We start from the raw sequence: 21392 nt of genomic DNA, 5'->3' as shown, positions 1-21392 counted from the left end.
TCATCACAACACCACAAGGAGACTGTTATGCTCACTCAACCTGCTAGCAAATACCGCGCGTTTCCGGTTATCGATTTACCCGACCGCCAGTGGCCATCGCGTCAGTTGACGCACGCCCCGCGCTGGCTCTCCACCGATCTGCGCGACGGCAATCAGGCGCTCGCCACGCCAATGGATGGCGCGCGCAAGCTGGAGTTCTGGCAACTGTTACTGCGCTGTGGCTTCAAGGAAATAGAAGTGGCGTTTCCGGCAGCCTCGCAGACCGATTTTGATTTTGTGCGCCTGTTGATCGAGCACAATCACATTCCCAACGACGTAGCCATTCAGGTACTGACGCAGGCGCGTAGCGACCTGATCGATCGTACTTTTGAGGCGCTACGCGGTGCACCAAACGCCATCATCCATATGTATAACGCGACTGCGCCGCTGTTCCGCGAGCGCGTGTTCCGTCAAAGCAAAAGTGAAATCATTGCGCTGGCGTGCGCCGGTGCACGGCAGATTCGCGCCCGCTGTGAAGCACAAACCGCTACTGCGTGGACTTTCGAGTATTCACCAGAAACCTTCTGCTTTACCGAACCCGAATTTGCGCTGGAAATTTGCGAAGCGGTTGCCGCGATTTGGCAACCGGGTCCCACGCGCCCGATGATCATCAACCTGCCCGCGACCGTGGAGGTGAATACGCCCAACGTGTATGCCGATCAGATTGAGTATTTCTGTCGCCACTTCAGCCAGCGATCGCAGGTGTCGATCAGCGTGCACCCGCATAACGATCGCGGCACCGGCATCGCCTGTGCCGAGCTGGCTTTGCTGGCGGGAGCAGACCGCGTAGAAGGCTGTTTGTTTGGTAACGGCGAGCGCACCGGCAACGTTGATATCGTTACGCTGGCGCTCAATCTCTACACCCAGGGCGTTGCGCCGCAGCTCGATTTCAGCGATATCCAGCAGGTGCTGGAAGTGGTGACGCGCTGCAATCAGCTGCCGGTGCACCCGCGCCATCCTTACGCCGGTGAACTGGTGTTTACCGCGTTTTCCGGTTCGCATCAGGATGCGATTCGTAAAGGCTTTGCCGAACGCGCTGAACGGGAAGAAACAATGTGGCAAATGCCGTATCTGCCGCTCGACCCGCTGGATATCGGCTGTAGCTATGAAGCGGTGATCCGCGTGAACAGTCAATCGGGCAAAGGCGGTGCGGCATGGCTATTGGAGCAGAACCACGGCCTGCAGCTGCCGCGCGCTTTACAGCAGGATTTCAGCCGATTAGTGCAGCAGCAAACCGACGGCCATGGCCAGGAGATGACGCATCACGCCCTGTGGCAGCTATTCTGCCAGCATTATGGTTTAACGCAGCCCGCACGGCGTTTGCTGGAAGCGGAAAGCCACAGCGACGACAAAGGCGAAACGCGTTTCAAAGCGCGATTGCAGCAAGGTGCGCAGCAGGTAACGCTGGAAGGTAAAGGCAATGGTTTGCTATCCGCTGCCGTTTCCGCGCTGCATCAGCGCTATGACTTAGCCATCACCATTGAGGATTATCACGAACATACGCTGGGTAAACGCAGCGATAGCCGTTCGGTGAGCTACATCAGCTGTATTAACGCCCGCGGTGAACGGGCGTGGGGCGTGGGAATTGACAATGATGTGGCGCGCGCGTCGTTGCAGGCGCTGCTCAACGCGGCGCACGCTTTTCTGCCGCAGGAAAGTAGTTCGCTGGTGTAACGCCGAGCACCCGGCGGAACATGGCGCTGAAGGCGCTTGGACTGTCGTAACCGAGCTCAAGCGCCACCGTGAGCACGCTTTCTCCCTGAGCTAAACGGGTTAACGCTACGCTCAGGCGCGCGCGTCGTACCCAGTCGCTGAACTGCAAACCGGTTTCGCGACTGAAATGGCGCGCCAGCGTGCGTTCGGCCACGCAGAGTTCAGCGGCGGCGCGTGCCAGCGTCCAGTTTTCCCCCGGCGCGTGCTGAATGTGCTGACACAAACTCAGCAGCCGCCTGCTTTCCGGCAGCGGCAGGCCAAACGGCAGCACATCCATCACGCGGATTTCATCCAGAATCAGCTCATAAATGCGCTCAGCGCGACTGCCGGAACCGTACTGCTCCGGCAACGCCAGCGCGCTGACGATCAACTCGCGCAGCAGTGGCGAAATCTGCACCACCTGACAGCTGGCGGGCAGATCGGCGCGCGCCAGCGGATCAACAAACAACGTGCGCGCTGCCACCGCGCCAACAATCTGCAGCGCGTGGCGCGTGCCCGCCGGTAACCAGACGCCGCGACTCGGCGGCACAATCCAGCTGCCGTGCTGGGTTTCAACTTTTACCACCCCGCTCAGCGTGTGAATCAGCTGCGCGCAAGCGTGGTGATGCCACGGCTCGGCGTCGCCATGTGCGTAATCATGCGCATACGGCACCAGCGGGCGATGCGTGAAGTCGAAATTGAGCCGCGCACTCATGCTAGCGTTTCAGATATTGATAAACCGCCGCCAGATCCTGCTCGCCATAACCGGCGTCCACCGCTTGCTGCCAGACGTCAACGATGTTTTCCAGCGCCGGCAGTTTGCTGTCGCCCGCCGCGTCCAGCGCCAGTTTGGCGTCTTTCAGTGCCCACACCAGATGCATCTGTGGGGTGAAATCACCGCTGGCGATCATACCGAGTTTCATTTTGGCATACGGCGCGGCGAGTGGGCCGCCATCCAGCACTTTCCACAGATCGTCGGTGCTGAAACCGAATTCTTCCGCCAAACGGGTACTTTCCGCCAGGCTCTGCATCAGACCAATCAGCCAGCTATTCACCACCAGCTTCATGCGCGAGCTGGCACCCGCTGCGCCCAGCCACTGCGTACCTTTACCGATGGCAGCAAACACCTGCTCGGCGGCCTGCGCTTTGCTTTGATCGCCGCTCGCCATCACCAGAATTTGCGCATTTTCTGCCGGCGCTTTGGTACCGGAAACCGGCGCATCGATAAACACCACGTCCGGACGCGCGCTTTTGAATTCGGTGATCAGTTGATCGGTGGCTTCCACGCCGATGGTGCCCATCTGGCAAAGGGTTGCGCCCTGCTTAAGGTTGCTGCGGGCATCGTTCAACGCCTGTTGCGTAATGGTCCCATCAGCCAGCATGGCGATCACCACATCCGCGCCCTCAACCGCTTGTGCGGCGCTATCGGCTAAGGTGATGCCAGCGTCCAGCAGATCTTCGCCCCTGGCGCGCGTGCGGTTCCAGCCGCGTACCGTAAAGCCTTTTTTCAACAGGTTGGCGGCAAATGCATGACCCATTGCGCCCAATCCCAGTACCGCTACCACAGGTTGCTGACTCATCTATCCCTCTCTTTTGTGCCTACAGACAAAACCGCCAGACTGACAGAATTTTCCTCACGCAGCCAGGCGAGAGATGCGATGAAAAAACATATTCAACACCGCAAAGAGTAATAATCCGTCATACTATTAACGCTTTTCAAACAAATGAAAAAACGATTAACATACGCGCCATAAATGTTCCATTCGGTACATTCCACGCCCTTTTTTACGGTCTTTCATAATGAAAATAGCTTTACTGCGACAGGCTTCGTTGCTGATGGTGCCCGCAATGTTCCCGCTTGCTGTCATCGCGGCGGATGCAGGCAGCAATACCATGGTGGTGAGTGCCGCACCAGCGGCTTCCGGACTCTCTGAGCTGGATACGCCAGCAGCGGTTAGCGTGGTTTCCGGCGACGATATGCGCCACGCGGCACCGCGCGTGAATTTGTCTGAAAATCTCGCCAGCGTGCCCGGTTTGCAGATACAAAACAGACAAAATTACGCCCAGGACCTACAGATTTCGGTGCGCGGCTTTGGTTCGCGTTCCACTTTCGGCCTGCGCGGCATCCGCATGTATGTTGACGGGATCCCAGCCACCATGCCAGACGGCCAGGGCCAAACCTCCAATATTGATATCGGATCGATTGATCATATTGACGTGCTGCGCGGCCCGTTCTCGGCGCTGTACGGCAACTCATCCGGCGGCGTGATTAACGTCGAAACCCAAACCGGTCAGCAGCCCACCACGCTGGAAGCCAGCAGCTGGTATGGCAGCTACGGCAGCTGGCGCAACAGTGTGAAAGCCAGCGGCGCAACCGGCGACGGCACGCACGCCGGCGACGTCAATTACACCGTTTCCGCCTCACGCTTTACCACGCACGGCTATCGCGATCACAGCTCGGCACAAAAAAACCTGGGTAACGCCAAACTCGGCGTGCGCATTGACGATGTCAGCACCCTGACGCTGTTGTTTAACAGCGTACACGTGGATGCGCAGGATCCGGGCGGCTTAACCGCCGATCAGTGGAAAGATAATCCGCGCCAGGTGGCCAGCAATGTGACCTTGTACAACGCACGTAAAACCGTCGATCAGACGCAAGCAGGCCTGCACTATCAGCGCCAGATGAGTGAAAACGATGATCTAAGCGTCATGATGTATGCAGGCGAGCGTGAAACCACACAGTACCAATCGATTCCTAAAAGTGCTCAGCAAAGCGCAGGCAATGCGGGCGGCGTGATTTCGCTGGCGCGTCATTATCAGGGCATTGATACGCGCTGGACGCACCGCGACGCGCTGTTCACCATCCCGGTGACGTTCACCGGCGGTGTAGACTATGAAACCATGACCGAAAAGCGTAAGGGCTATCAAAACTTCACCGCCAACGAGCTTGGTGTACAGGGCGATCTGCGTCGTAACGAGCGCAACCTGATGTGGAATCTCGATCCCTATCTGCAAACCGCGTGGCAGCTAACGGATAAACTGTCGCTGGATGCTGGTGTGCGTTTCAGTACGGTGAATTTTGACTCCAACGACTATTACGTGACCGCTACCGATCCGGACGACAGCGGCAACCGTCGCTACCATCGCTGGCTGCCGGCGGCGGCGCTGAACTACGCGATTGATAACAGCTGGAACGCCTACGTTTCTGCCGGACGCGGTTTCGAAACGCCTACGTTGAATGAGTTGTCCTATCGTGCCGCCAATCAGGCCGGCCTCAATTTAGATCTGCAACCGGCCACCAGCGAGACGGTTGAGTTGGGCAGCAAAAAACGTATTGGCAATGGTCTGTTAACCGCGGCGGTATTCCAGACGGATACCAAAAACGAGATCGTTTCCGATAGCAGCTTTGAGGGCCGCACCAGCTACAAAAACGCCGGTGAAACGCGTCGTCGTGGTTTAGAGCTGGGGCTGGATCAGCAATTCGGTGAAAGCTGGCGTTTTAAAGCCGCATGGACCTTGCTGGATGCCCGCTATCGCTCCAACGCCTGTGGTACCGAAAGCTGCGACGGCAACCGCATTCCTGGCATTGCGCGCAATATGGCGTATGCCGGATTGGCCTATGCGCCAGAACAAGGCTGGTATGCTGGAACAGATGTGCGTTACCTGAGCGATATCGCCGCTGATGATGAGAACGATGTGAAAGCGCCGTCTTACACCGTAGTGGGGGTAAATAGCGGTTATAAATGGCTGGTGCAAAACTGGACGTTGGATCTGTTTGGCCGCGTCGATAATCTGTTTGACCGTAACTACATCGGCTCGGTGATTGTCAACGAAAGCAACGGCCGCTATTACGAACCGGCACCGGGCCGCAACTACAGCGTCGGTTTAACGGTGAGTTATGCGTTTCAGTAAATAAACGCGTTGCCAAGATTGATATCCAGGTGCGCATGAATGCGCACCCTACAAAAACCCAGCTATATACACGTAGGGTCGCCATGCATGGCGACCGAAACTGTCGATTACTTCAACAACGCCAGCACGTCTTCCGTTGTGCCGGTTTCACCCAAGCGCGGGAAGATACGTTCAACGCTGTTTTTGTGCGTTTCGGCATCCAGGCAGGTCATGGCATCGGTTGCCAACGTGACGTTGTAACCGAGCTCATAAGCCTGACGCGCAGTGGACTCTACGCCAATAGCGGTAGCGATACCGCAGATGACCACCTGGGTAACGCCACGTTGCTGCAGCTGCTCATGCAGGTCGGTGTTGTGGAACGCGCCCCAGGTCTTTTTGGTGATGGCGATATCGCCGCGCTGCTGCGCCAAATCCGGCACTAATGTTGCCCAATCGGCTGGCAGATCGCCGCCGTGGCGAGGTTGTTCATTACGGCCTGGCGCGCCTCCCGCTACGTTAACCAGCACCACCGGACGTTTTTGCCCCCGGAAGGCATCCGCTAAACGCGCTGAGCGCTCAATCACCTCGTTGGCTTCTAACGGTGCCACGGGCAGCGCGACGATGCCGTTCTGCAGGTCAATCACAATCAGCGCGGTATTGTCATCAAGGGTAGTTAAAGCCATGTTGAGTCCTCTCAGGATTAATGGTCGGCAAGTCGTTGAAGTAAAGGAATGGCGGCCAGCAGCGTTTGCTGCTCGTGTGGCGTTAGCTGTGTAGCGATGCTCTCAACGAGCCAGTCATCCCGCTGCGCGCGGTTGGCGGCGATAAGCGCTAAACAGGCGTCGGTGGGCTGATAGCGGGTTTTGCGGCCATCCAGCGGATCGACAGCACCCTGCACCATACCCAGCGCCTGTAAGCTGGCAACGGTCGCGCCCATTGATTGGGTTCGTACCGCTTCCCGAGCCGCCAATTCCGTCACCGTCATCGCACCGTCGCGCACCAGATAACCGAGCACCGAAACCTGCGGCCAGGTGAGATCGCCCGGTGGGGCCGATTCACGCAGGCGGCGCGCCAGTTTGCCATTGATGCTGCGCAGTAGCGCGGCCGCGCTATTAAGGTCGCTCATGGCACCTTCTCCTTACTAATGAAGCGCGAGTATATAAATAGGAAGGCAAACTGTGTAGTTTACCTTCGTATCAATTTGTAATTGCGCGCGCTGTCGCCGGGTTTCGTGGGGTGCGGCATTTATGCGCAGCGGGTGTTAGCCGCGATAAATGGCGCCCCTATGGCCGCTGCAAATAGTGGATTAGGCTGTGAAAACGCAGCGGCGTGCTGAGCGGATTGCGATAGCTGTGTGGTTTATCGGCGGCGAACTGACTGGCCTCGCCGCACTGTAAGCGGCGCCATGTGCCGTCCAATCCCAACAGCAACTCACCTTCCAGCACCACCACTTGCTCAATCACGCCACTTTCGTGCGCTGATGAATCGCTCTGCGCGCCAGCCGCCAGCATCACTTCCAACAGATCAAAACGTAGCGTCGCGTCGTACGGCAGCAGCGGTTTGACCTGCATCTGCGCGTTTGGCTGGCGGAAAGTCGCAGCGCTGCCCGGCGGCTGATCGCTGCCCTGCACAAAGAAAGAAAACGGCACATTAAAGCCGGTCGCGATCTTCCAGAGCGTCGCTATCGTAGGGCTTGATTCGCCGCGCTCAATCTGGCCAAGCATCGCCTTGCTTACGCCTGTGCGTTCCGCTGCCAGCGTCAGGCTCCAGCCATTCGCCTGACGCAGCTGTTTCAGCGCCAGACTCAGATGTTGATGCAGATTTTCCATGTGTTCTCCCCTCTTGCTGGCGCGCAGTGTAGCACTTGTGCGCTATAGCGTCCCATGCAACAATGTGCGTTATAACGCACAAGAGGATGTAACCTGATGATTACTGCTACCCCGCGCAGCGCTTTCTCTTTTCCGATGCTGATTTCTGGCTTTATCGCCGTGCTGGTGGGTTACAGCAGTACGGCCGCGCTGATTTTTCAGGCCGCACAGGCGGCGGGCGCTGCGCCAGAACAGATTGGGGGCTGGTTTTCGCTGCTCGGCATCGGTATGGGGCTGGCTTCATTGGGTTTATCCGTTTGGACACGCATGCCGATTCTTGCAGCATGGTCCACGCCCGGCGCGGCTCTGCTCGCCACTAGCGTGCAAGGATTAACGCTGAATGAAGTGGTCGGCGTATTTGTCGCGACCAATCTGTTGATTGTACTTGCTGGCATTACCGGCCTGTTTGCCAAACTGATGAACCACATTCCACAATCGCTGGCGGCCGCCATGTTAGCCGGCATTTTGCTGCGTTTTGGTATCGGCACGTTTAGCGGATTGCAGAGCCATTTCGCCCTGTGTGGCAGCATGTGTTTGGTCTGGCTGATAAGTCGACGCTGGCTGCCGCGTTACGCCATCCTGCTGGCGCTTGTCGCAGGGGTACTGGTGGCGCTGGGGCAACAAACCATCCATTTCCCGCCGCATGCGTTGGCCATCAGTTGGCCTGTGTTTATCATGCCGCAATTTACGCTGGCATCGCTGATTGGCGTGGGTTTGCCCTATTTCCTGGTGACGATGGCATCGCAGAACGCGCCAGGGATCGCGACCTTGCAGGCGCACGGTTACCAACCACCGGTGTCGGCGCTAACGGGCTGGACTGGCTTTATTGCTTTAGTTCTCTCACCTTTTGGCGGGTTTTCAGTGTGTATCGCCGCCATTACCGCCGCGATTTGCATGGGTGAGGATGTCGATCCGAATCCGGCACGGCGCTGGATGGCTGCGGCACTGGCAGGTGTTTTTTATCTGCTCACCGGCTTTACAGGCGGCTTAATTGCCGTGATGTTGAGCGCACTGCCGCCGGTGTTGATTGCCACGCTGGCAGGTTTGGCGTTATTAGCAACGCTTGCCGGCAGTTTGCAGCGCGCGCTGGCCGAACCGCAGCAGCGGGACAGCGCGATTATCGCGTTTCTCATCACCGCCAGCGGCATTTCCCTGCTCGGCATCGGCTCGGCATTTTGGGGCTTGCTCGGCGGCGCACTCACTTATTTTGTTCTCACGCCGCGCTCTCGCGCTTAAAACTTCAACAACTTAGGTTTACACGCGGGAAAAACGCCCTGTTTTTCCCCCTTTATCAGCCGTTTGATTTTCCTGCATTTGGCTTAAGATCACTACCATCGCCAAAAACACACACTGTTCTGCCTCAGACAACCACCGATAAGGGCCCAACGAGTGGCAAAAACTTTTCTGCGCAGCGGCAATCTGGATACGGTACTGGCACTGGGTGAAAACGGCCAGCCCGTCTGGACCTCCGCGCTGCAAATCCGTGAAACCTTGCGTCTGCGCCGCCAAACTACGCTGGCCAACTGCCTGGCCATTCCGCAGGCCAATGAGCGCGGTGATCGCCTCGATTGGTACGCCCCTTTTAACGGCAAAGTAAAGTCCTGGCTTGGTGCCAGCGATCGCGAGCGCCGTGAGGCGCTGGAACTGCTGACGTTAAACCAGCAGGATCTTCAGGCGCTGAGCCTGCGTGCGCGTGATGCAGATAATCCTGCCCTGCGTCTTTTCGGTGCGTTGCTAAGCAAAACCCTGCAGTTCCCCGATCAGCAGTACGTTTATCTGGTGGATGGCAAGCCAGTGATTACCTTCTGGGGTTTTGTTGATCCTCAGGCGCGTTCGCGTGATGACGCGCTGGCTTGTCTGCGCGATACGCTTGAAGATGAGCTGCCGCCGCTGTTGCCAGAACCACCGACGGTTACGCCATTAGTGGTTGCGCCGGTTATTGCGCCGCTGATCGAAGTGCCTGCCGTGGCGGCCGAGCCGGTTGCTGAGCCGGAGCCAGAAGAAATCGCACCCGCAGAGGACGTTCCGCCGCCAGAACCGCAACCCGCAGCGCAACCTACCCCGCCTACCCGTCGCGGCCTGCGTCCATTGGCGCTGCTGCTGCCGATTGCGGCGGCGGTTGCCGCTGGCGTCGCCTTCTGGCTGCACAGTGCACCTGAACCCCAGACGCCTGCGGTGGCCGACGCGCCCGCCGTCGTCAGTACGCCGCCTGCGATTGTGTTAAAAGCGGTAAAATTGCCCGCCACGCTGCCACAAACTCACGCGACCGTGATCGTCGCTGCGCCGGAGGTTGCCCCCGTGAAACCTGAAGCCCCGCCGGAAGTGGTGGCTGAGCACACCGAACCGGCAAAAGCGGACGATCTGGTGATGACCACAGAAGATGCGCGTCTCGGCTCAGTGAAATTCATTAATGGTACCTGGCGCGTCACCTTGCGTCAGACCAATCTGCCCACCGGTAAGCCGCCCAGCCTGCGATATCAGATCAAAAATGGTAAAGGCACCGCCACCATTACCCAGGGCGACAACATCCGCTGCAAAGCCGATGTCACCGCCGCGATGACGACCGCCGGCACCATGGAAGTGCGCAGCCGCTATACTGCCAGCTGCAGCGATAAATCGCGCTACCGCATGCCGGAACTGGTGTGTAAAGCCGGTGATGGCATTGCCAGCTGTACTGCGCAATATGGCGCAGACCAGGTGTTCCCGTTGACGATTAAGCGTGAGAGTAAGTAAACATGTTGGCTCCCCTCATCGATGACAAACAGAAAATCACGCTGATTGAAGATAGCGGTGTGCAGTTTCTTGATTTCGGTTTGCGTTTGCCTGCGCTACAGGCACGCCGTCAGTTTGTGCGTCAAACGGCCAACGGCCCGCTGCTGCGCCTGAACGTTGACGGTAACAGCGGTAAGTTTCTGCTCTATCCGGAAGATGGCGGACCGGCAGAAGTGGTGCGTCCGGAATCGGATATCGCACTGGCCGATTCGCTGGCGCTGCTGGCCCATCAATGGCTGCCGCTGCCGGTGCTGCGCTGCAACAGCGGACGCCGTTTTATTGGTGGACCGGATAACTGGGCGCGGCTGCATTTGGCGCCGCTCAGCCAGCCCGACGGCGCAGGCAACACCCATCGCATCACCCTTGCGTTCGATACACGTATCGTACCGGAACAGGATGGCGGCGAGCAGCACGGTTTAAGTAAAGCCGATGCGCAGAATGGCGTCAGTTTCGCCCTTGCGTGGCATAACTATGAGCTGGGCGAATTCCTCGATCATACCTGGGTGGATGGCTGGCTGCGTGAAACCTTTACTCAGCAAGTGCATGCGCAAGAGTCACGTCGTGAGCAGGAAGTGAATCAGGCACTGCGTGAATTCGAGTATCAGGCGCACTACCTCAACCTGTTGGAACTGCTCGGTGAACAGCTTGATTTGGCGGAGATCACCCTGCATGCCGCGTCACACCAAACGCCGGCGGTGAATGTCGATATCATTCTGGATGTGGGCAACTCGCACACCTGCGGCATTCTGGTGGAAGACCACGCCGAAGAGAGCAACGGCCTGCGCCAAACCTATGAACTGCAGCTGCGCGATCTTTCCGAGCCGCATCAGGTTTATAACGAACTGTTCGAAAGCCGCCTGGAGTTTGCCGAAACGAAGTTCGGCAAATCTAACTTCTCGCTGGAAAGCGGGCGTGAAAACGCCTTTATGTGGCCATCGCTGACGCGCGTGGGACGTGAAGCCAGCCGCCTGGCGCTGCTGCGCGCGGGCACCGAAGGCAGTACCGGTTTATCCAGCCCACGCCGCTATTTGTGGGATGAAGCACGTTATCTGCCAGGCTGGCGTTTCAACGCCAACGGCAGCAGCGATGAACCACAGGCCACCGCACTGCCGTTCACTCTCTTGATCAATGATGAAGGTCAACCGCTGCACGCGCTGGCAGAAGATGACCGCTTGCCGGTGTTCTCCGCCAGCTACAGCCGTAGCTCGCTGATGACCTTTATGCTGTGCGAACTGCTGGCGCAGGCGATGATGCAGATGAACAGCGTAGCGCAGCGTCAGCGGATGCCGCAAAGCCAGGCGCCACGCCAGCTGCGTCATGTGATTCTGACGCTGCCTTCCGCCATGCCGAAACCCGAGCGGGAAATTTTCCGTCGTCGCATGCAGGAAGCCATCGCGCTGGTGTGGAAAGCGGAAGGCTGGCATCCGGCTGAAGATGATTTCTCCGCCGCCAGCCAGACGAAAAGCCTGCGCCCGGTGCCCGATGTGCAAATGGAGTGGGATGAAGCCACCTGCGGTCAAATGGTATGGTTGTTCAACGAAACCCAGGTCAACTTTGCCGGTCGTGCCGAAGATTTCTTCAGCAGCATGGCGCGCCCGGATCGTCCGCGTGAAGCCGATGAACTGCCGGGCAAAAGCCTGCGCATCGCCTCCATCGATATTGGCGGCGGCACCACTGACCTGGCGATTACCCAATATCGCCTCGACGATGGCCAGGGCAACAACGTCAAAATTACCCCGCGCTTATTATTCCGCGAAGGTTTTAAAGTCGCGGGCGATGACATTCTGCTGGATGTGATTCAACTGTGGATTCTGCCGGCGTTGCAGCAGAGTTTGCAGAAAGCCGGCTTAACGCTGGCCGAACCGCTGATGAACAAATTGTTCGGCCACGACAGCCGCATGGATGGTCAGGCCACGCTGCGTCAGCAGGTGACGCTGCAGCTGTTTATTCCGCTGGCGCAGGCGGTGCTTGAGCGCTATGAAAACTGGGATCCGCTCGACAGCCACAGCGAAATCAATGCGCTGTTTGGCGAGCTGGTACCGCAAAAACCGGCAAGCGCGGTGCTGGCGTTTGTAAATGGCGAAATTCAGCGCACGCTCGGTGGCGACAGCCGTTTCGATCTGCTCGACGTGCCGCTGGTGGTCAGCATGGCGCAGCTGCACGGCGAGTTCCTGCAACATCGTATGGCCATCATCCCAGCGCTGCGCGCCATGTGTGAAGTGGTGTCGCTTTATCAGTGCGATGTGCTGTTACTCACCGGTCGTCCGTCGCGCTTCCCCGGCATTCAGGCGCTGGTGCGCCATCTGCAGCCGCTGCCGGGCAGCCGTATTTTGTCGCTGGAGGGCTATCACACCAGCGATTGGTATCCGTTTAACAAACAGGGCCGCATTGATAACCCGAAATCGACCGCGGCGGTGGGCGCGATGCTGTGCCTGCTGGCGCTCGACCTGCGCCTGAGCAGTTTCTGGTTCCGCGCCGGTGACTTCGAACCTTACTCCACCATCCGCTATCTTGGCGTGCTGGATGAAACGAGCGCGCTGAGCGACGATAACCTGTGCTACAGCGAGATCGATCTCGACCGCAGCGACTTCGCGCTGGATCGCAAAAGCAGCTTCCGCATCCGCGGCAATGTCTGCCTCGGCTTCCGCCAGCTGGAGAACGATCGCTGGCCGGCGTCACCGCTCTATAGTTTAAGCATTGTCGATCCGACGCTGGCGCGTCAGGTTGCCGGAGAGAGCGTGCTGCGCATTAAACTGGCAGTGCAGCCAGGACCGGATAATTTTGGCCCGGAGCGCTTAGTATTGAGCGATGCCCGCATGGATGACGGCACACGCGTGCCGCTGGAACAACTGAGCCTCAAACTGAACACGCTTTCTGCCACCGGCAACGTGAATGCGCAATATTGGATCGACAGCGGGAGCGTCTGCAAACGATGAGAACTGCCAAAAAAGCCTCGCCGGTTACGCCAGCGAAACGTCTGAGCCTGATGCAGGAAACGCTGGATGGCGCGCTGAACTGGGTGGAAACCCATCAGGCGCACGCGCCGCGGCTGGCAATGGAAGCCGAAACGCTGACGCTGCAGCTGCGTCGCGCACGCGTCGAAAGTCATGCGCTGGCGCGTCAGCTGGCGCGCCCGGTGACGCTGGCGCTGTTTGGTCAATCGCAGGCGGGCAAAGCCTGGCTGCTGAGTGAAATGGTTGGGGACGCGCAAGGTCAACTGATTGCGCGTCTTGGCGACAAGACCCTCAACTATTTCCAGAACATTAATCCCGGCAACGTCGATTTTGCCATCGCTACTCGCTTCAGCCACCAACGTGAAACCCAATCCAACGCCTGGCCGCTGGAGATGACGCTGCTGAGCGAAGTGGAGCTGATTCGTTTGATGCTGGCCTGCGCCAAAACCGAGGAGCAGCCCGATACGCCGCAGATTGACGCGGCACTGCAGCGTTTGCAGCGTCATCGTCAGGACGACGTACAACCTGGCCTGGACAGCGATGCGTTGATCACGCTGTGGGGGTGGAGCCGTCGCCACCATCGTCATGCAGAAGTATTGGATCGTCACTTCTGGCCGCAGGCGATTGCGCTGGCGCCGTGGCTGAGCGTTGACGATCGCGTACAGCTGTTTGCGCTGCTGTGGCCGGGCCAAAACGCGCTGAATGAAAGCCTGCGCAGCCTGATGCATTTGCGCCATCAGCTGCGTCACGCGCCGCGCGTGTTAGCGCCGCTCAGCCTGCTGGTAGACGATGCCGCGCTGCCTGCAGAAAAACTGATCGGCAACGACGCCGACTGGCAGGAGATGATCGAAGTTTGCCCGATCGTCGCCAATCGCGTAGGTAAAGCGCAGCATGTCCCGCTGGGTTTACTGGCGCTGCTGACGCTGGAAATCGCCCTGCCGCTCAGCTCGACGCCGCGCCAGGCATTGTATGATGACGCCGATATGCTGGAGCTGCCTGCGCCGGGCACGCCTGCCGATCGCACACAGCAGGACGAACTGGCGCAGTTACGCCAACGCGATCCCCTGCGCGCCACCCTGCTGGAGCAAAAACGTGCGCTGCTGCCCGGTTTGTACGCCGCGCGTCAAGGCATTGACCTGATGCTGATCTGCACCGCTGCCAGCCAGCGTCAGGACACCGATGTTGCTGCCAGCGCGCTGCGTGAATGGCACATGCATCAAACCGTAGCCGCCAGCGGTGAGAAGCCGCGCCTGATTTGGGCGATTACCCCGCATGATGCGCGTTATCAGCAGCAGCAGATTAACGTCGACGAAGCGGTACAACGGCAAATTGGCCAGCCGGGGCAAAGCTGGGGATCGATGCTGGCACTCGATCGTGCCGGGGTCGATCGCATGGGCAGCTGGCTGCAGGATGAAATGCAGCCGGAAGCACGACGCGATCGCCTCGCGATCCAGCTCAGCGCGCTGCAGCAAAAACTGGTGGAACGCCTGCAGCCGTGGACGGAATCCAGCGCGACGCCAGAGCAGGCAGCGCGCAAACAGGCGATCTCCGATACGTTGCTGAAATGTTTGCAACATCGCACCGGTTTGCACGGCGAACTGCTGGAGCGTTTGCAGCCTTCGCGTGAAGCGGTGCGTCAACTGTGGCTGAGCCAAAGCAGCAGCAATCATAGCCAACACAGCGCCAAAACCGCCGCCGCCGAGCAGAGCTATTTCGGCATCGGTTTCGAGTTTGATCTGTTTAAAGACGAACCGGTGACGGCGGCTGAGCCGCGCAGTTCCGGTGGCCAGCGCGATCAGCAATTCCCGCAGCAGGTGTTTGCGCTGTGGCTGGAGCATTTGCGTCAGCTGCCGGAGAGCCGCAGCCTGCTGGCGCTGCTGAATGTCGATAAGCCCACGCTGGAGCTGCTGGTGGAAGAGCTGATCACCGCCAGCTTCCGCCTCAAGGTACTGAGCAAACTGCAAAGCACGCTTAACGAACCGGATGCGCAAGCCAGCGCACATGAAGCGCGCACCGATCGACAGGTGTCCCGCGCGATGACGGTACTGGGTGACTTTGTGGCGTGGCTAGGCTTTTTACAGCGTCCGGAAAGTGAACGTCCGGAAAGCCGCGTCAATCGTGGTCAGACGATTTTTGCTCGTCCGCCTGCGCCAAGCGTCAGTTTCTCGCCGGGGCAGCGTTTAACGCGTCTTTCGGCCGCTCCCGCCAATCATACGGCGTACTACATCTATGATTGGCTGGTGGGGTTAAACTCGGTGATCGTCGAGAACAATGGCTACACCGGCGGCGGCGATCTGCCGGCCAATGCGCGTCAGATGTTAGCGATTTTGCTGCTGCCGCTGCACGCCTGATTTATCCTTTTCGTACCAGGCGCAGCTCGCCGTCCAATTGCTGCTGCGCCTCTTCCAACAATGCCAGTACGGGCGCGAACTCTGCACTTGCGCTGGCATCTTCCGCATGTTGCAAAACGAGCGTTGCAGGCAGCGCCATGCCGCCGGTCAGCCAATCCCACAGCGCATCAAGGTTGTTGCCAAAATCATCTGTAGCCGCACTTTGCTGCACCAGCGCGCGGTAAAACGCCTGGCGATCCGGCAAGGTTTGAAAATCAAAATGGAGCGTCAACATGTTTAAGGCACCGGTTTGAAGCTGCGATAGTGATCGGTGGTGAGGAAGATCAGCCCATCCGATGAGTAAAGCAGACGATCGGCATCGCGGTGGCCGCAATCGTAATTCACATCGGCTTCATACCATTGCCTGCCCGCCTGCATCGGCAACCTTTTTTCACGGTTGCTAAAGCGATCGCCACCAATAGCGCGGCCCGGCAACACTTCACACAAATCGCCCTTGCCCGGGTTCCAGCCCTGACGACGCGCCTCATTTTTGGTGAGGTAAAGATCGGGTAATCGATGGTGCTGCTGCACCCAACGCGCCACGGTGTTGGCATCGGTGAGCTGAGAAATGTCGGGGTGACTGTTCGCCCATTTGTCGGACAAATGCGGTTTTAGCCCAAGCCATAGTGCGGCCAGGATCAGAATTAAGGCAATCCAGAGTTTCTTTGACATGGTGACATCCTGAATGACAGGACGCAGATAATAACAGATTTAAAACGGAGAAAAACGCGGGCCAGCATCGCTGGCCCTGGCGGGGGTATTACTGCATCGCGCTGGCGGATGGCGCAGCGTGACGGCGCCATGCTCCCGGCGCTACGCCATATTGGCGCTTGAAGCTGCGGTTAAACGACTGCTGCGAGTCGAAACCGAGTGAGATTGCCACGTTAAGAATCGGCTCATTGCTGGTGGTTAGCCTATCTGCCGATTTTTTCAGTTTTTTGTTACGGATGTATTCACCCAGCGGATAGCCGGTGTGCTCTTTGAACATACGCTGCAGGTGCCACTTCGAATAGCCCGCGCGCCCCGCTACGGTGTCCAGATCCAGACGTGCTTCAATGTTGTTATCAATCCAGTCGATCAGATCGTGAATAAATGCGTCGCTCATCATCCCATTCTCTCCCGTCGCCTTTGCGAACAGTATCAGTATCAGTTGCAATTACACTTTAAGGGTGACTGATGATGGCATTTAATGCAAGTTTTATTATTGCATTAAATGCCGCACTGCGCGTAGGGGCTTTGATCGCTTTGCAACTCAATGATCAAAACCGCACATAAAGTGTATCAGATATTCTTGCAGATGCAGTTTGCACAAGCCTACACTCGTCGCGTTTTAATGCAATCTTTAAAGTTGCAGATTTTTCGTACGTCTCCTTTCTTTTTCACCAACGCGGAATAACAACAATGCATCTGCAAACAAATGGGGTTCGTCGGGCAGTAAGCCTGTCAGGAGTGATGTTGCTGGGAAGCCTGCTGGCCGGTTGCGATCGCGGAGTGGCGCAAAACGCCCCGCCGCCGCCGCCCGAAGTGAGTGTCGCGCAGGTGGTTGAGCAAAAAGTCAGCCAATGGGATAGCTTCAACGGCCGTTTCGAAGCAGTGCAGAGCGTACAGCTGCGTCCGCGCGTTTCCGGCTATATCGATCAGGTTAATTATCGCGAAGGCGATGAAGTGAAGAAAGGCCAGGTCCTGTTTACCATCGACGATCGCACCTATCGCGCTACGCTGGAGCAGGCGCAGGCCGAGCTGGCAAATGCGCGTAGCCAGGCGGCGCTGGCACGCAGTGAATCGGCACGTACCGATAAGCTGATCGGCACCAATGTGGTGTCACGCGAAGAGTGGGAACAGCGTCGTTCTGCGGCGAATCAGGCGCAGGCCAACGTGCTGTCGGCACAAGCCGCAGTCGATATGGCGCAGTTGAACCTTGATTTCACCCGCGTAACCGCACCGATTGAGGGCCGCGCCAGCCGCGCGATGATCACCACCGGTAACCTCGTCACCGCGGGCGACAGCGCCAGCGTGCTGACCACGCTGGTGTCGCAGGATCGCATGTATGTCTACTTTGATGTCGATGAAGCCACCTATCTGCACTATCAGGCGATGGCGCGTAAAGGCGAAAATCGCGGATCGCTGCCGGTTGAGGTGGCGCTGACCGGTGAAGAGGGTTATCCGCATCGCGGTACCGTGGATTTCCTCGATAACCAGCTCACCGCCAGCACCGGTACCATCCGTATGCGCGCCTCGCTGGACAACCAGCAGCGTCAGTTCACGCCGGGCCTGTTTGCGCGCGTGCGCTTGCCGGGCAGCGCTGATTTCACCGCGCTGTTGATTGACGATAAAGCCGTGCTGACCGATCAGGATCGTAAGTACGTTTATGTGGTCGATGCGCAGGGCAAAGCCCAGCGCCGCGATATTCAGGCCGGTGATTTAGCCAATGGTCTGCGCATTGTGCAGCAGGGCCTCAAGCCCGGCGACAAGGTGATCGTTAATGGCTTGCAGAAAGTCTTTATGCCTGGCATGCCGGTGACCGCCCAACCGGTGGCGATGCGCTCCGCTCAATAACCTTCGAGACTGCCTTTTATGGATTTCTCCCGCTTTTTTATCGACCGACCGATCTTCGCCGCGGTGCTGTCTATCTTGATCTTTACCACCGGACTGATCGCCATTCCGCTGCTGCCGATCAGTGAATATCCCAACGTGGTGCCACCCAGCGTGCAGGTGCGCGCCGAATACCCGGGCGCTAACCCCAAAGTGATTGCAGATTCCGTGGCGACGCCGTTGGAAGAGGCCATCAACGGGGTGGAAAACATGATGTACATGAAGTCGGTGGCCGGTTCCGATGGCGTGCTGGTCACGACCGTGACCTTCCGTCCAGGCACCGATCCGGATCAGGCGCAGGTGCAGGTGCAGAACCGCGTAGCGCAGGCCGAAGCGCGTCTGCCGGAAGAGGTGCGCCAACTTGGCCTCACCACGCAGAAGATGTCGCCGACGCTGACGCTGGTGGTGCACATGTTCTCGCCGCACGGCAAGTACGATTCGCTCTATCTGCGTAACTACGCCACCCTGAAAGTGAAGGATGAGCTGGCGCGCCTGCCGGGCGTTGGTCAGATTCAGATCTTCGGTGCCGGTGAATACGCGATGCGCGTATGGCTCGATCCCAACAAAGTGGCGGCGCGAGGCTTAACCGCTTCCGACGTGGTTAGCGCGATGCAGGAGCAGAACGTGCAGGTCTCTGCCGGTCAGCTTGGTGCGGAGCCGCTGAAGAAGCAAAGTGATTTCCTGCTGTCGATCAACACCCAAGGTCGTCTTGAGAGCGAGGAGCAGTTCGGCAATATCATTCTGAAAACCGCCGACGACGGCACGCTGGTACGCCTGCGTGACGTGGCGCGTATCGAGATGGGTTCCGGTAGCTATGCGTTGCGTTCGCAGCTGAATAACAAAGATGCGGTCGGCATTGGTATTTTCCAGGCGCCGGGTGCCAACGCCATCGACTTGTCCAACGCGGTGCGCGACAAAATGGCCGAGCTGGCCACCCGCTTCCCGGACGATGTGCAGTGGGCCGCGCCTTACGATCCCACCGTATTCGTGCGTGATTCGATCCGCGCTGTAGTGCAGACATTGTTTGAAGCGATTGTGCTGGTGGTGCTGGTGGTGATTCTTTTCCTGCAAACCTGGCGCGCTTCGATCATTCCCCTGCTGGCCGTGCCGGTTTCGGTGGTCGGTACCTTCAGCATCCTCTACCTGCTGGGCTTCTCGCTCAATACCTTGAGTTTGTTTGGCCTGGTGTTGGCGATCGGTATCGTGGTGGATGACGCCATTGTGGTGGTAGAGAACGTTGAACGAAATATCGAACAAGGTTTGTCACCCACCGCGGCGGCGCATCAGGCGATGCGGGAAGTATCAGGACCGATTATCGCCATCGCGCTGGTGCTGTGTGCGGTATTCGTACCGATGGCCTTCCTGTCGGGCGTGACCGGTCAGTTCTACAAGCAGTTTGCTGTGACGATTGCCATCTCCACGGTGATCTCGGCGATTAACTCGCTGACGCTCTCTCCGGCGCTGGCGGCGCTGCTGCTGAAACCGCATAACGCCGCGAAAGATATGCCGACGCGCATTATTGATCGCCTGCTCGGCTGGCTGTTCCGTCCGTTCAACCGCTTCTTCCAGCGCAGTTCAGATGGCTATGAATCACTGGTGGGCAAAACGCTGCGTCGGCGCGGCGCGGTGTTTGCCGTTTACGTGCTGCTGCTGGCCGGTGCGGGCTTTATGTTCCATACCGTGCCTGGCGGTTTTATTCCGACGCAGGATAAGTTGTATTTGATTGGCGGCGTGAAAATGCCGGAAGGTTCTTCGCTGGCGCGTACCGATGAAGTGATTCGTAAGATGAGCGAAATCGGCATGAATACCGAAGGCGTGGCCTATTCGGTCGCTTTCCCCGGTCTGAATGCGTTGCAGTTTACCAACACGCCAAATACCGGCACGGTGTTCTTCGGCCTGAAGCCATTCAACGAGCGTAAGCGTAGCGCGGCGGAAATTAACGCGGAGATCAACGCCAAGATAGCCAAAATTCAGCAAGGCTTCGGCTTCTCGATTATGCCACCGCCGATTTTGGGTCTGGGACAAGGTTCTGGCTATTCGCTGTACGTGCAGGATCGCGCTGGACTGGGTTATGGGGCGCTGCAAACCGCCATCAATACCATGACCGGCGCAGTGCTGCAGACGCCGGGCATGATGTTCCCGATTTCCTCCTATCAGGCCAACGTGCCGCAATTGGATGTGCAGGTGGATCGTGACAAAGCCAAAGCGCAAGGCGTGTCGTTGACCGAGCTGTTCAGTACGCTGCAAACCTATTTGGGATCGTCGTACGTTAACGACTTCAATAAGTTTGGACGTACCTGGCGCGTGATGGCGCAGGCGGACGGTGATTTCCGTGATAGCGTGCAGGACATTGGTAATCTGCGTACCCGTAACGATCGTGGCGAGATGGTGCCGATTGGCAGCATGGTCAATATCACCACCACTTACGGCCCCGATCCGGTGATCCGCTACAACGGCTATCCGGCGGCGGACCTGATTGGTGATGCCGATCCGCGCGTACTTTCTTCAGCGCAGGCGATGCAAAAGCTGGAAGAGATGTCCACGCAGGTGCTGCCGAACGGGATGAATATCGAGTGGACCGATCTGAGCTATCAGCAATCAACGCAGGGCAACACCGCGCTGATTGTGTTCCCGGTGGCGGTACTGTTGGCCTTCCTCGTGCTGGCGGCGCTGTATGAAAGCTGGACGCTGCCGCTCGCGGTAATTCTGATCGTGCCGGTGACCATGCTCTCCGCGCTGGTCGGCGTGTGGCTGACCGGCGGCGATAACAACGTGTTTGTGCAGGTTGGCCTGGTGGTATTGATGGGGCTGGCATGTAAGAACGCGATTCTTATCGTCGAATTTGCGCGCGAATTGGAGATGCAGGGCAAGAGCATTGTCGATGCGGCGCTGGAAGCCTGTCGTCTGCGTTTGCGCCCCATCGTCATGACTTCAATCGCCTTTATCGCCGGTACTATTCCGCTGATTCTGGGCGAAGGCGCGGGTGCGGAAGTGCGCGGCGTGACCGGAATTACGGTGTTCTCAGGGATGCTGGGCGTCACGCTGTTTGGTCTGTTCCTGACGCCAGTGTTCTACGTGACGCTGCGTAAGCTGGTGACGCGCAAGCAGCCACAAGCGGAAGTGCAGACGGCGTAAACGTTAAGTGTGAGATGAACAATCCGGGCCAAGGTGCCCGGATTTTTTATGGCTGGAGT

The 21392-nt window shown here is 58.2% G+C and carries 16 protein-coding genes; 8 read left to right on the top strand and 8 right to left on the bottom strand.

The features are described from left to right. The first annotated feature begins 27 nt into the window (after positions 1-27). Positions 28-1713 carry a 2-isopropylmalate synthase gene (gene leuA / locus AC07WB_RS08750; protein ID WP_494940335.1) on the top strand — a complete coding sequence of 562 codons (1686 nt, stop codon included), beginning with the start codon at positions 28-30 and terminating at the stop codon, positions 1711-1713. Here leuA and AC07WB_RS08745 read toward each other — a convergent pair. After that, the gene (locus AC07WB_RS08745; protein WP_400455676.1) at positions 1664-2446 is read right to left on the bottom strand and encodes an AraC family transcriptional regulator; all 783 of its coding nucleotides are present in this window, start codon (positions 2444-2446) and stop codon (positions 1664-1666) included. The genes leuA and AC07WB_RS08745 overlap by 50 nt on opposite strands. A gap of 1 nt (position 2447) precedes the next feature. Then, positions 2448-3311 carry an NAD(P)-dependent oxidoreductase gene (locus AC07WB_RS08740; RefSeq protein ID WP_400455674.1) on the bottom strand — a complete coding sequence of 288 codons (864 nt, stop codon included), beginning with the start codon at positions 3309-3311 and terminating at the stop codon, positions 2448-2450. A 220-nt stretch (positions 3312-3531) separates the two neighbouring features. Between AC07WB_RS08740 and pqqU the strand changes: the two genes are divergently transcribed. Next, positions 3532-5643: a TonB-dependent receptor PqqU gene (pqqU, locus tag AC07WB_RS08735; RefSeq protein WP_494940334.1), complete on the top strand. Its 2112-nt coding sequence runs from the start codon at positions 3532-3534 to the stop codon at positions 5641-5643. A 107-nt stretch (positions 5644-5750) separates the two neighbouring features. Here pqqU and AC07WB_RS08730 read toward each other — a convergent pair whose 3' ends face one another. The 3 genes from AC07WB_RS08730 to AC07WB_RS08720 form a co-directional block, all read right to left on the bottom strand. After that, positions 5751-6305: an isochorismatase family protein gene (locus AC07WB_RS08730; protein WP_494940333.1), complete on the bottom strand. Its 555-nt coding sequence runs from the start codon at positions 6303-6305 to the stop codon at positions 5751-5753. Between the two features lie 17 nt (positions 6306-6322). Beyond that, positions 6323-6748 (bottom strand): MarR family winged helix-turn-helix transcriptional regulator, encoded by a 426-nt coding sequence (locus tag AC07WB_RS08725; protein WP_097097443.1) that lies wholly within the window; start codon positions 6746-6748, stop codon positions 6323-6325. 157 nt (positions 6749-6905) lie between these two features. After that, positions 6906-7451, bottom strand: coding sequence for a helix-turn-helix domain-containing protein (locus AC07WB_RS08720; RefSeq protein ID WP_345826773.1), 546 nt, complete (start codon positions 7449-7451; stop codon positions 6906-6908). Positions 7452-7547: 96 nt separating this feature from the next. Between AC07WB_RS08720 and AC07WB_RS08715 the strand changes: the two genes are divergently transcribed. The 4 genes from AC07WB_RS08715 to AC07WB_RS08700 all read left to right on the top strand — a co-directional run bounded on the left by AC07WB_RS08715 (position 7548) and on the right by AC07WB_RS08700 (position 15567). After that, positions 7548-8726 (top strand): benzoate/H(+) symporter BenE family transporter, encoded by a 1179-nt coding sequence (locus AC07WB_RS08715; protein WP_494940332.1) that lies wholly within the window; start codon positions 7548-7550, stop codon positions 8724-8726. Positions 8727-8879: 153 nt separating this feature from the next. After that, positions 8880-10223, top strand: coding sequence for an SrfA family protein (locus AC07WB_RS08710; RefSeq protein ID WP_494940331.1), 1344 nt, complete (start codon positions 8880-8882; stop codon positions 10221-10223). Positions 10224-10225: 2 nt separating this feature from the next. Further along, positions 10226-13198 (top strand): virulence factor SrfB, encoded by a 2973-nt coding sequence (locus AC07WB_RS08705; protein WP_494940330.1) that lies wholly within the window; start codon positions 10226-10228, stop codon positions 13196-13198. Beyond that, complete coding sequence (locus AC07WB_RS08700; RefSeq protein WP_494940329.1) at positions 13195-15567, top strand: virulence factor SrfC family protein; 2373 nt, start codon at positions 13195-13197, stop codon at positions 15565-15567. The genes AC07WB_RS08705 and AC07WB_RS08700 overlap by 4 nt, the downstream gene beginning before the upstream one ends. A gap of 1 nt (position 15568) precedes the next feature. Here the strand turns inward: AC07WB_RS08700 and AC07WB_RS08695 are convergent, their stop codons facing one another. The 3 genes from AC07WB_RS08695 to AC07WB_RS08685 form a co-directional block, all read right to left on the bottom strand. Beyond that, positions 15569-15841: a barstar family protein gene (locus AC07WB_RS08695; protein ID WP_494940328.1), complete on the bottom strand. Its 273-nt coding sequence runs from the start codon at positions 15839-15841 to the stop codon at positions 15569-15571. A 2-nt stretch (positions 15842-15843) separates the two neighbouring features. Next, entirely contained in the window at positions 15844-16278 is a 435-nt protein-coding gene (locus AC07WB_RS08690) for a ribonuclease domain-containing protein (RefSeq protein WP_097094035.1), read from the bottom strand. Positions 16279-16366: 88 nt separating this feature from the next. Next, complete coding sequence (locus tag AC07WB_RS08685; protein WP_097094036.1) at positions 16367-16714, bottom strand: helix-turn-helix domain-containing protein; 348 nt, start codon at positions 16712-16714, stop codon at positions 16367-16369. Between the two features lie 293 nt (positions 16715-17007). Between AC07WB_RS08685 and AC07WB_RS08680 the strand changes: the two genes are divergently transcribed. After that, a complete protein-coding gene (locus AC07WB_RS08680; RefSeq protein ID WP_097094037.1) occupies positions 17008-18162 on the top strand; it encodes an efflux RND transporter periplasmic adaptor subunit in 1155 nt (384 codons plus the stop codon). 18 nt (positions 18163-18180) lie between these two features. Then, entirely contained in the window at positions 18181-21333 is a 3153-nt protein-coding gene (gene oqxB / locus AC07WB_RS08675) for a multidrug efflux RND transporter permease subunit OqxB (RefSeq protein ID WP_494940327.1), read from the top strand. Positions 21334-21392: the final 59 nt, after the last annotated feature.

It is taken from the genome of Pantoea sp. GW821-FHT03E06, from assembly GCF_059420725.1.
The sequence above is the reverse complement of the archived record's forward strand: the minus strand, read 5'-3'. Positions and strand labels throughout refer to the sequence as shown.

Coding starts and splice junctions, on each gene's coding strand:
- leuA (WP_494940335.1), top strand. CDS start 28: ATGCTCACTCAACCTGCTAGCAAATACCGCGCGTTTCCGGTTATCGAT.
- AC07WB_RS08745 (WP_400455676.1), bottom strand. CDS start 2,446: ATGAGTGCGCGGCTCAATTTCGACTTCACGCATCGCCCGCTGGTGCCG.
- AC07WB_RS08740 (WP_400455674.1), bottom strand. CDS start 3,311: ATGAGTCAGCAACCTGTGGTAGCGGTACTGGGATTGGGCGCAATGGGT.
- pqqU (WP_494940334.1), top strand. CDS start 3,532: ATGAAAATAGCTTTACTGCGACAGGCTTCGTTGCTGATGGTGCCCGCA.
- AC07WB_RS08730 (WP_494940333.1), bottom strand. CDS start 6,305: ATGGCTTTAACTACCCTTGATGACAATACCGCGCTGATTGTGATTGAC.
- AC07WB_RS08725 (WP_097097443.1), bottom strand. CDS start 6,748: ATGAGCGACCTTAATAGCGCGGCCGCGCTACTGCGCAGCATCAATGGC.
- AC07WB_RS08720 (WP_345826773.1), bottom strand. CDS start 7,451: ATGGAAAATCTGCATCAACATCTGAGTCTGGCGCTGAAACAGCTGCGT.
- AC07WB_RS08715 (WP_494940332.1), top strand. CDS start 7,548: ATGATTACTGCTACCCCGCGCAGCGCTTTCTCTTTTCCGATGCTGATT.
- AC07WB_RS08705 (WP_494940330.1), top strand. CDS start 10,226: ATGTTGGCTCCCCTCATCGATGACAAACAGAAAATCACGCTGATTGAA.
- AC07WB_RS08700 (WP_494940329.1), top strand. CDS start 13,195: ATGAGAACTGCCAAAAAAGCCTCGCCGGTTACGCCAGCGAAACGTCTG.
- AC07WB_RS08695 (WP_494940328.1), bottom strand. CDS start 15,841: ATGTTGACGCTCCATTTTGATTTTCAAACCTTGCCGGATCGCCAGGCG.
- AC07WB_RS08690 (WP_097094035.1), bottom strand. CDS start 16,278: ATGTCAAAGAAACTCTGGATTGCCTTAATTCTGATCCTGGCCGCACTA.
- AC07WB_RS08685 (WP_097094036.1), bottom strand. CDS start 16,714: ATGATGAGCGACGCATTTATTCACGATCTGATCGACTGGATTGATAAC.
- AC07WB_RS08680 (WP_097094037.1), top strand. CDS start 17,008: ATGCATCTGCAAACAAATGGGGTTCGTCGGGCAGTAAGCCTGTCAGGA.
- oqxB (WP_494940327.1), top strand. CDS start 18,181: ATGGATTTCTCCCGCTTTTTTATCGACCGACCGATCTTCGCCGCGGTG.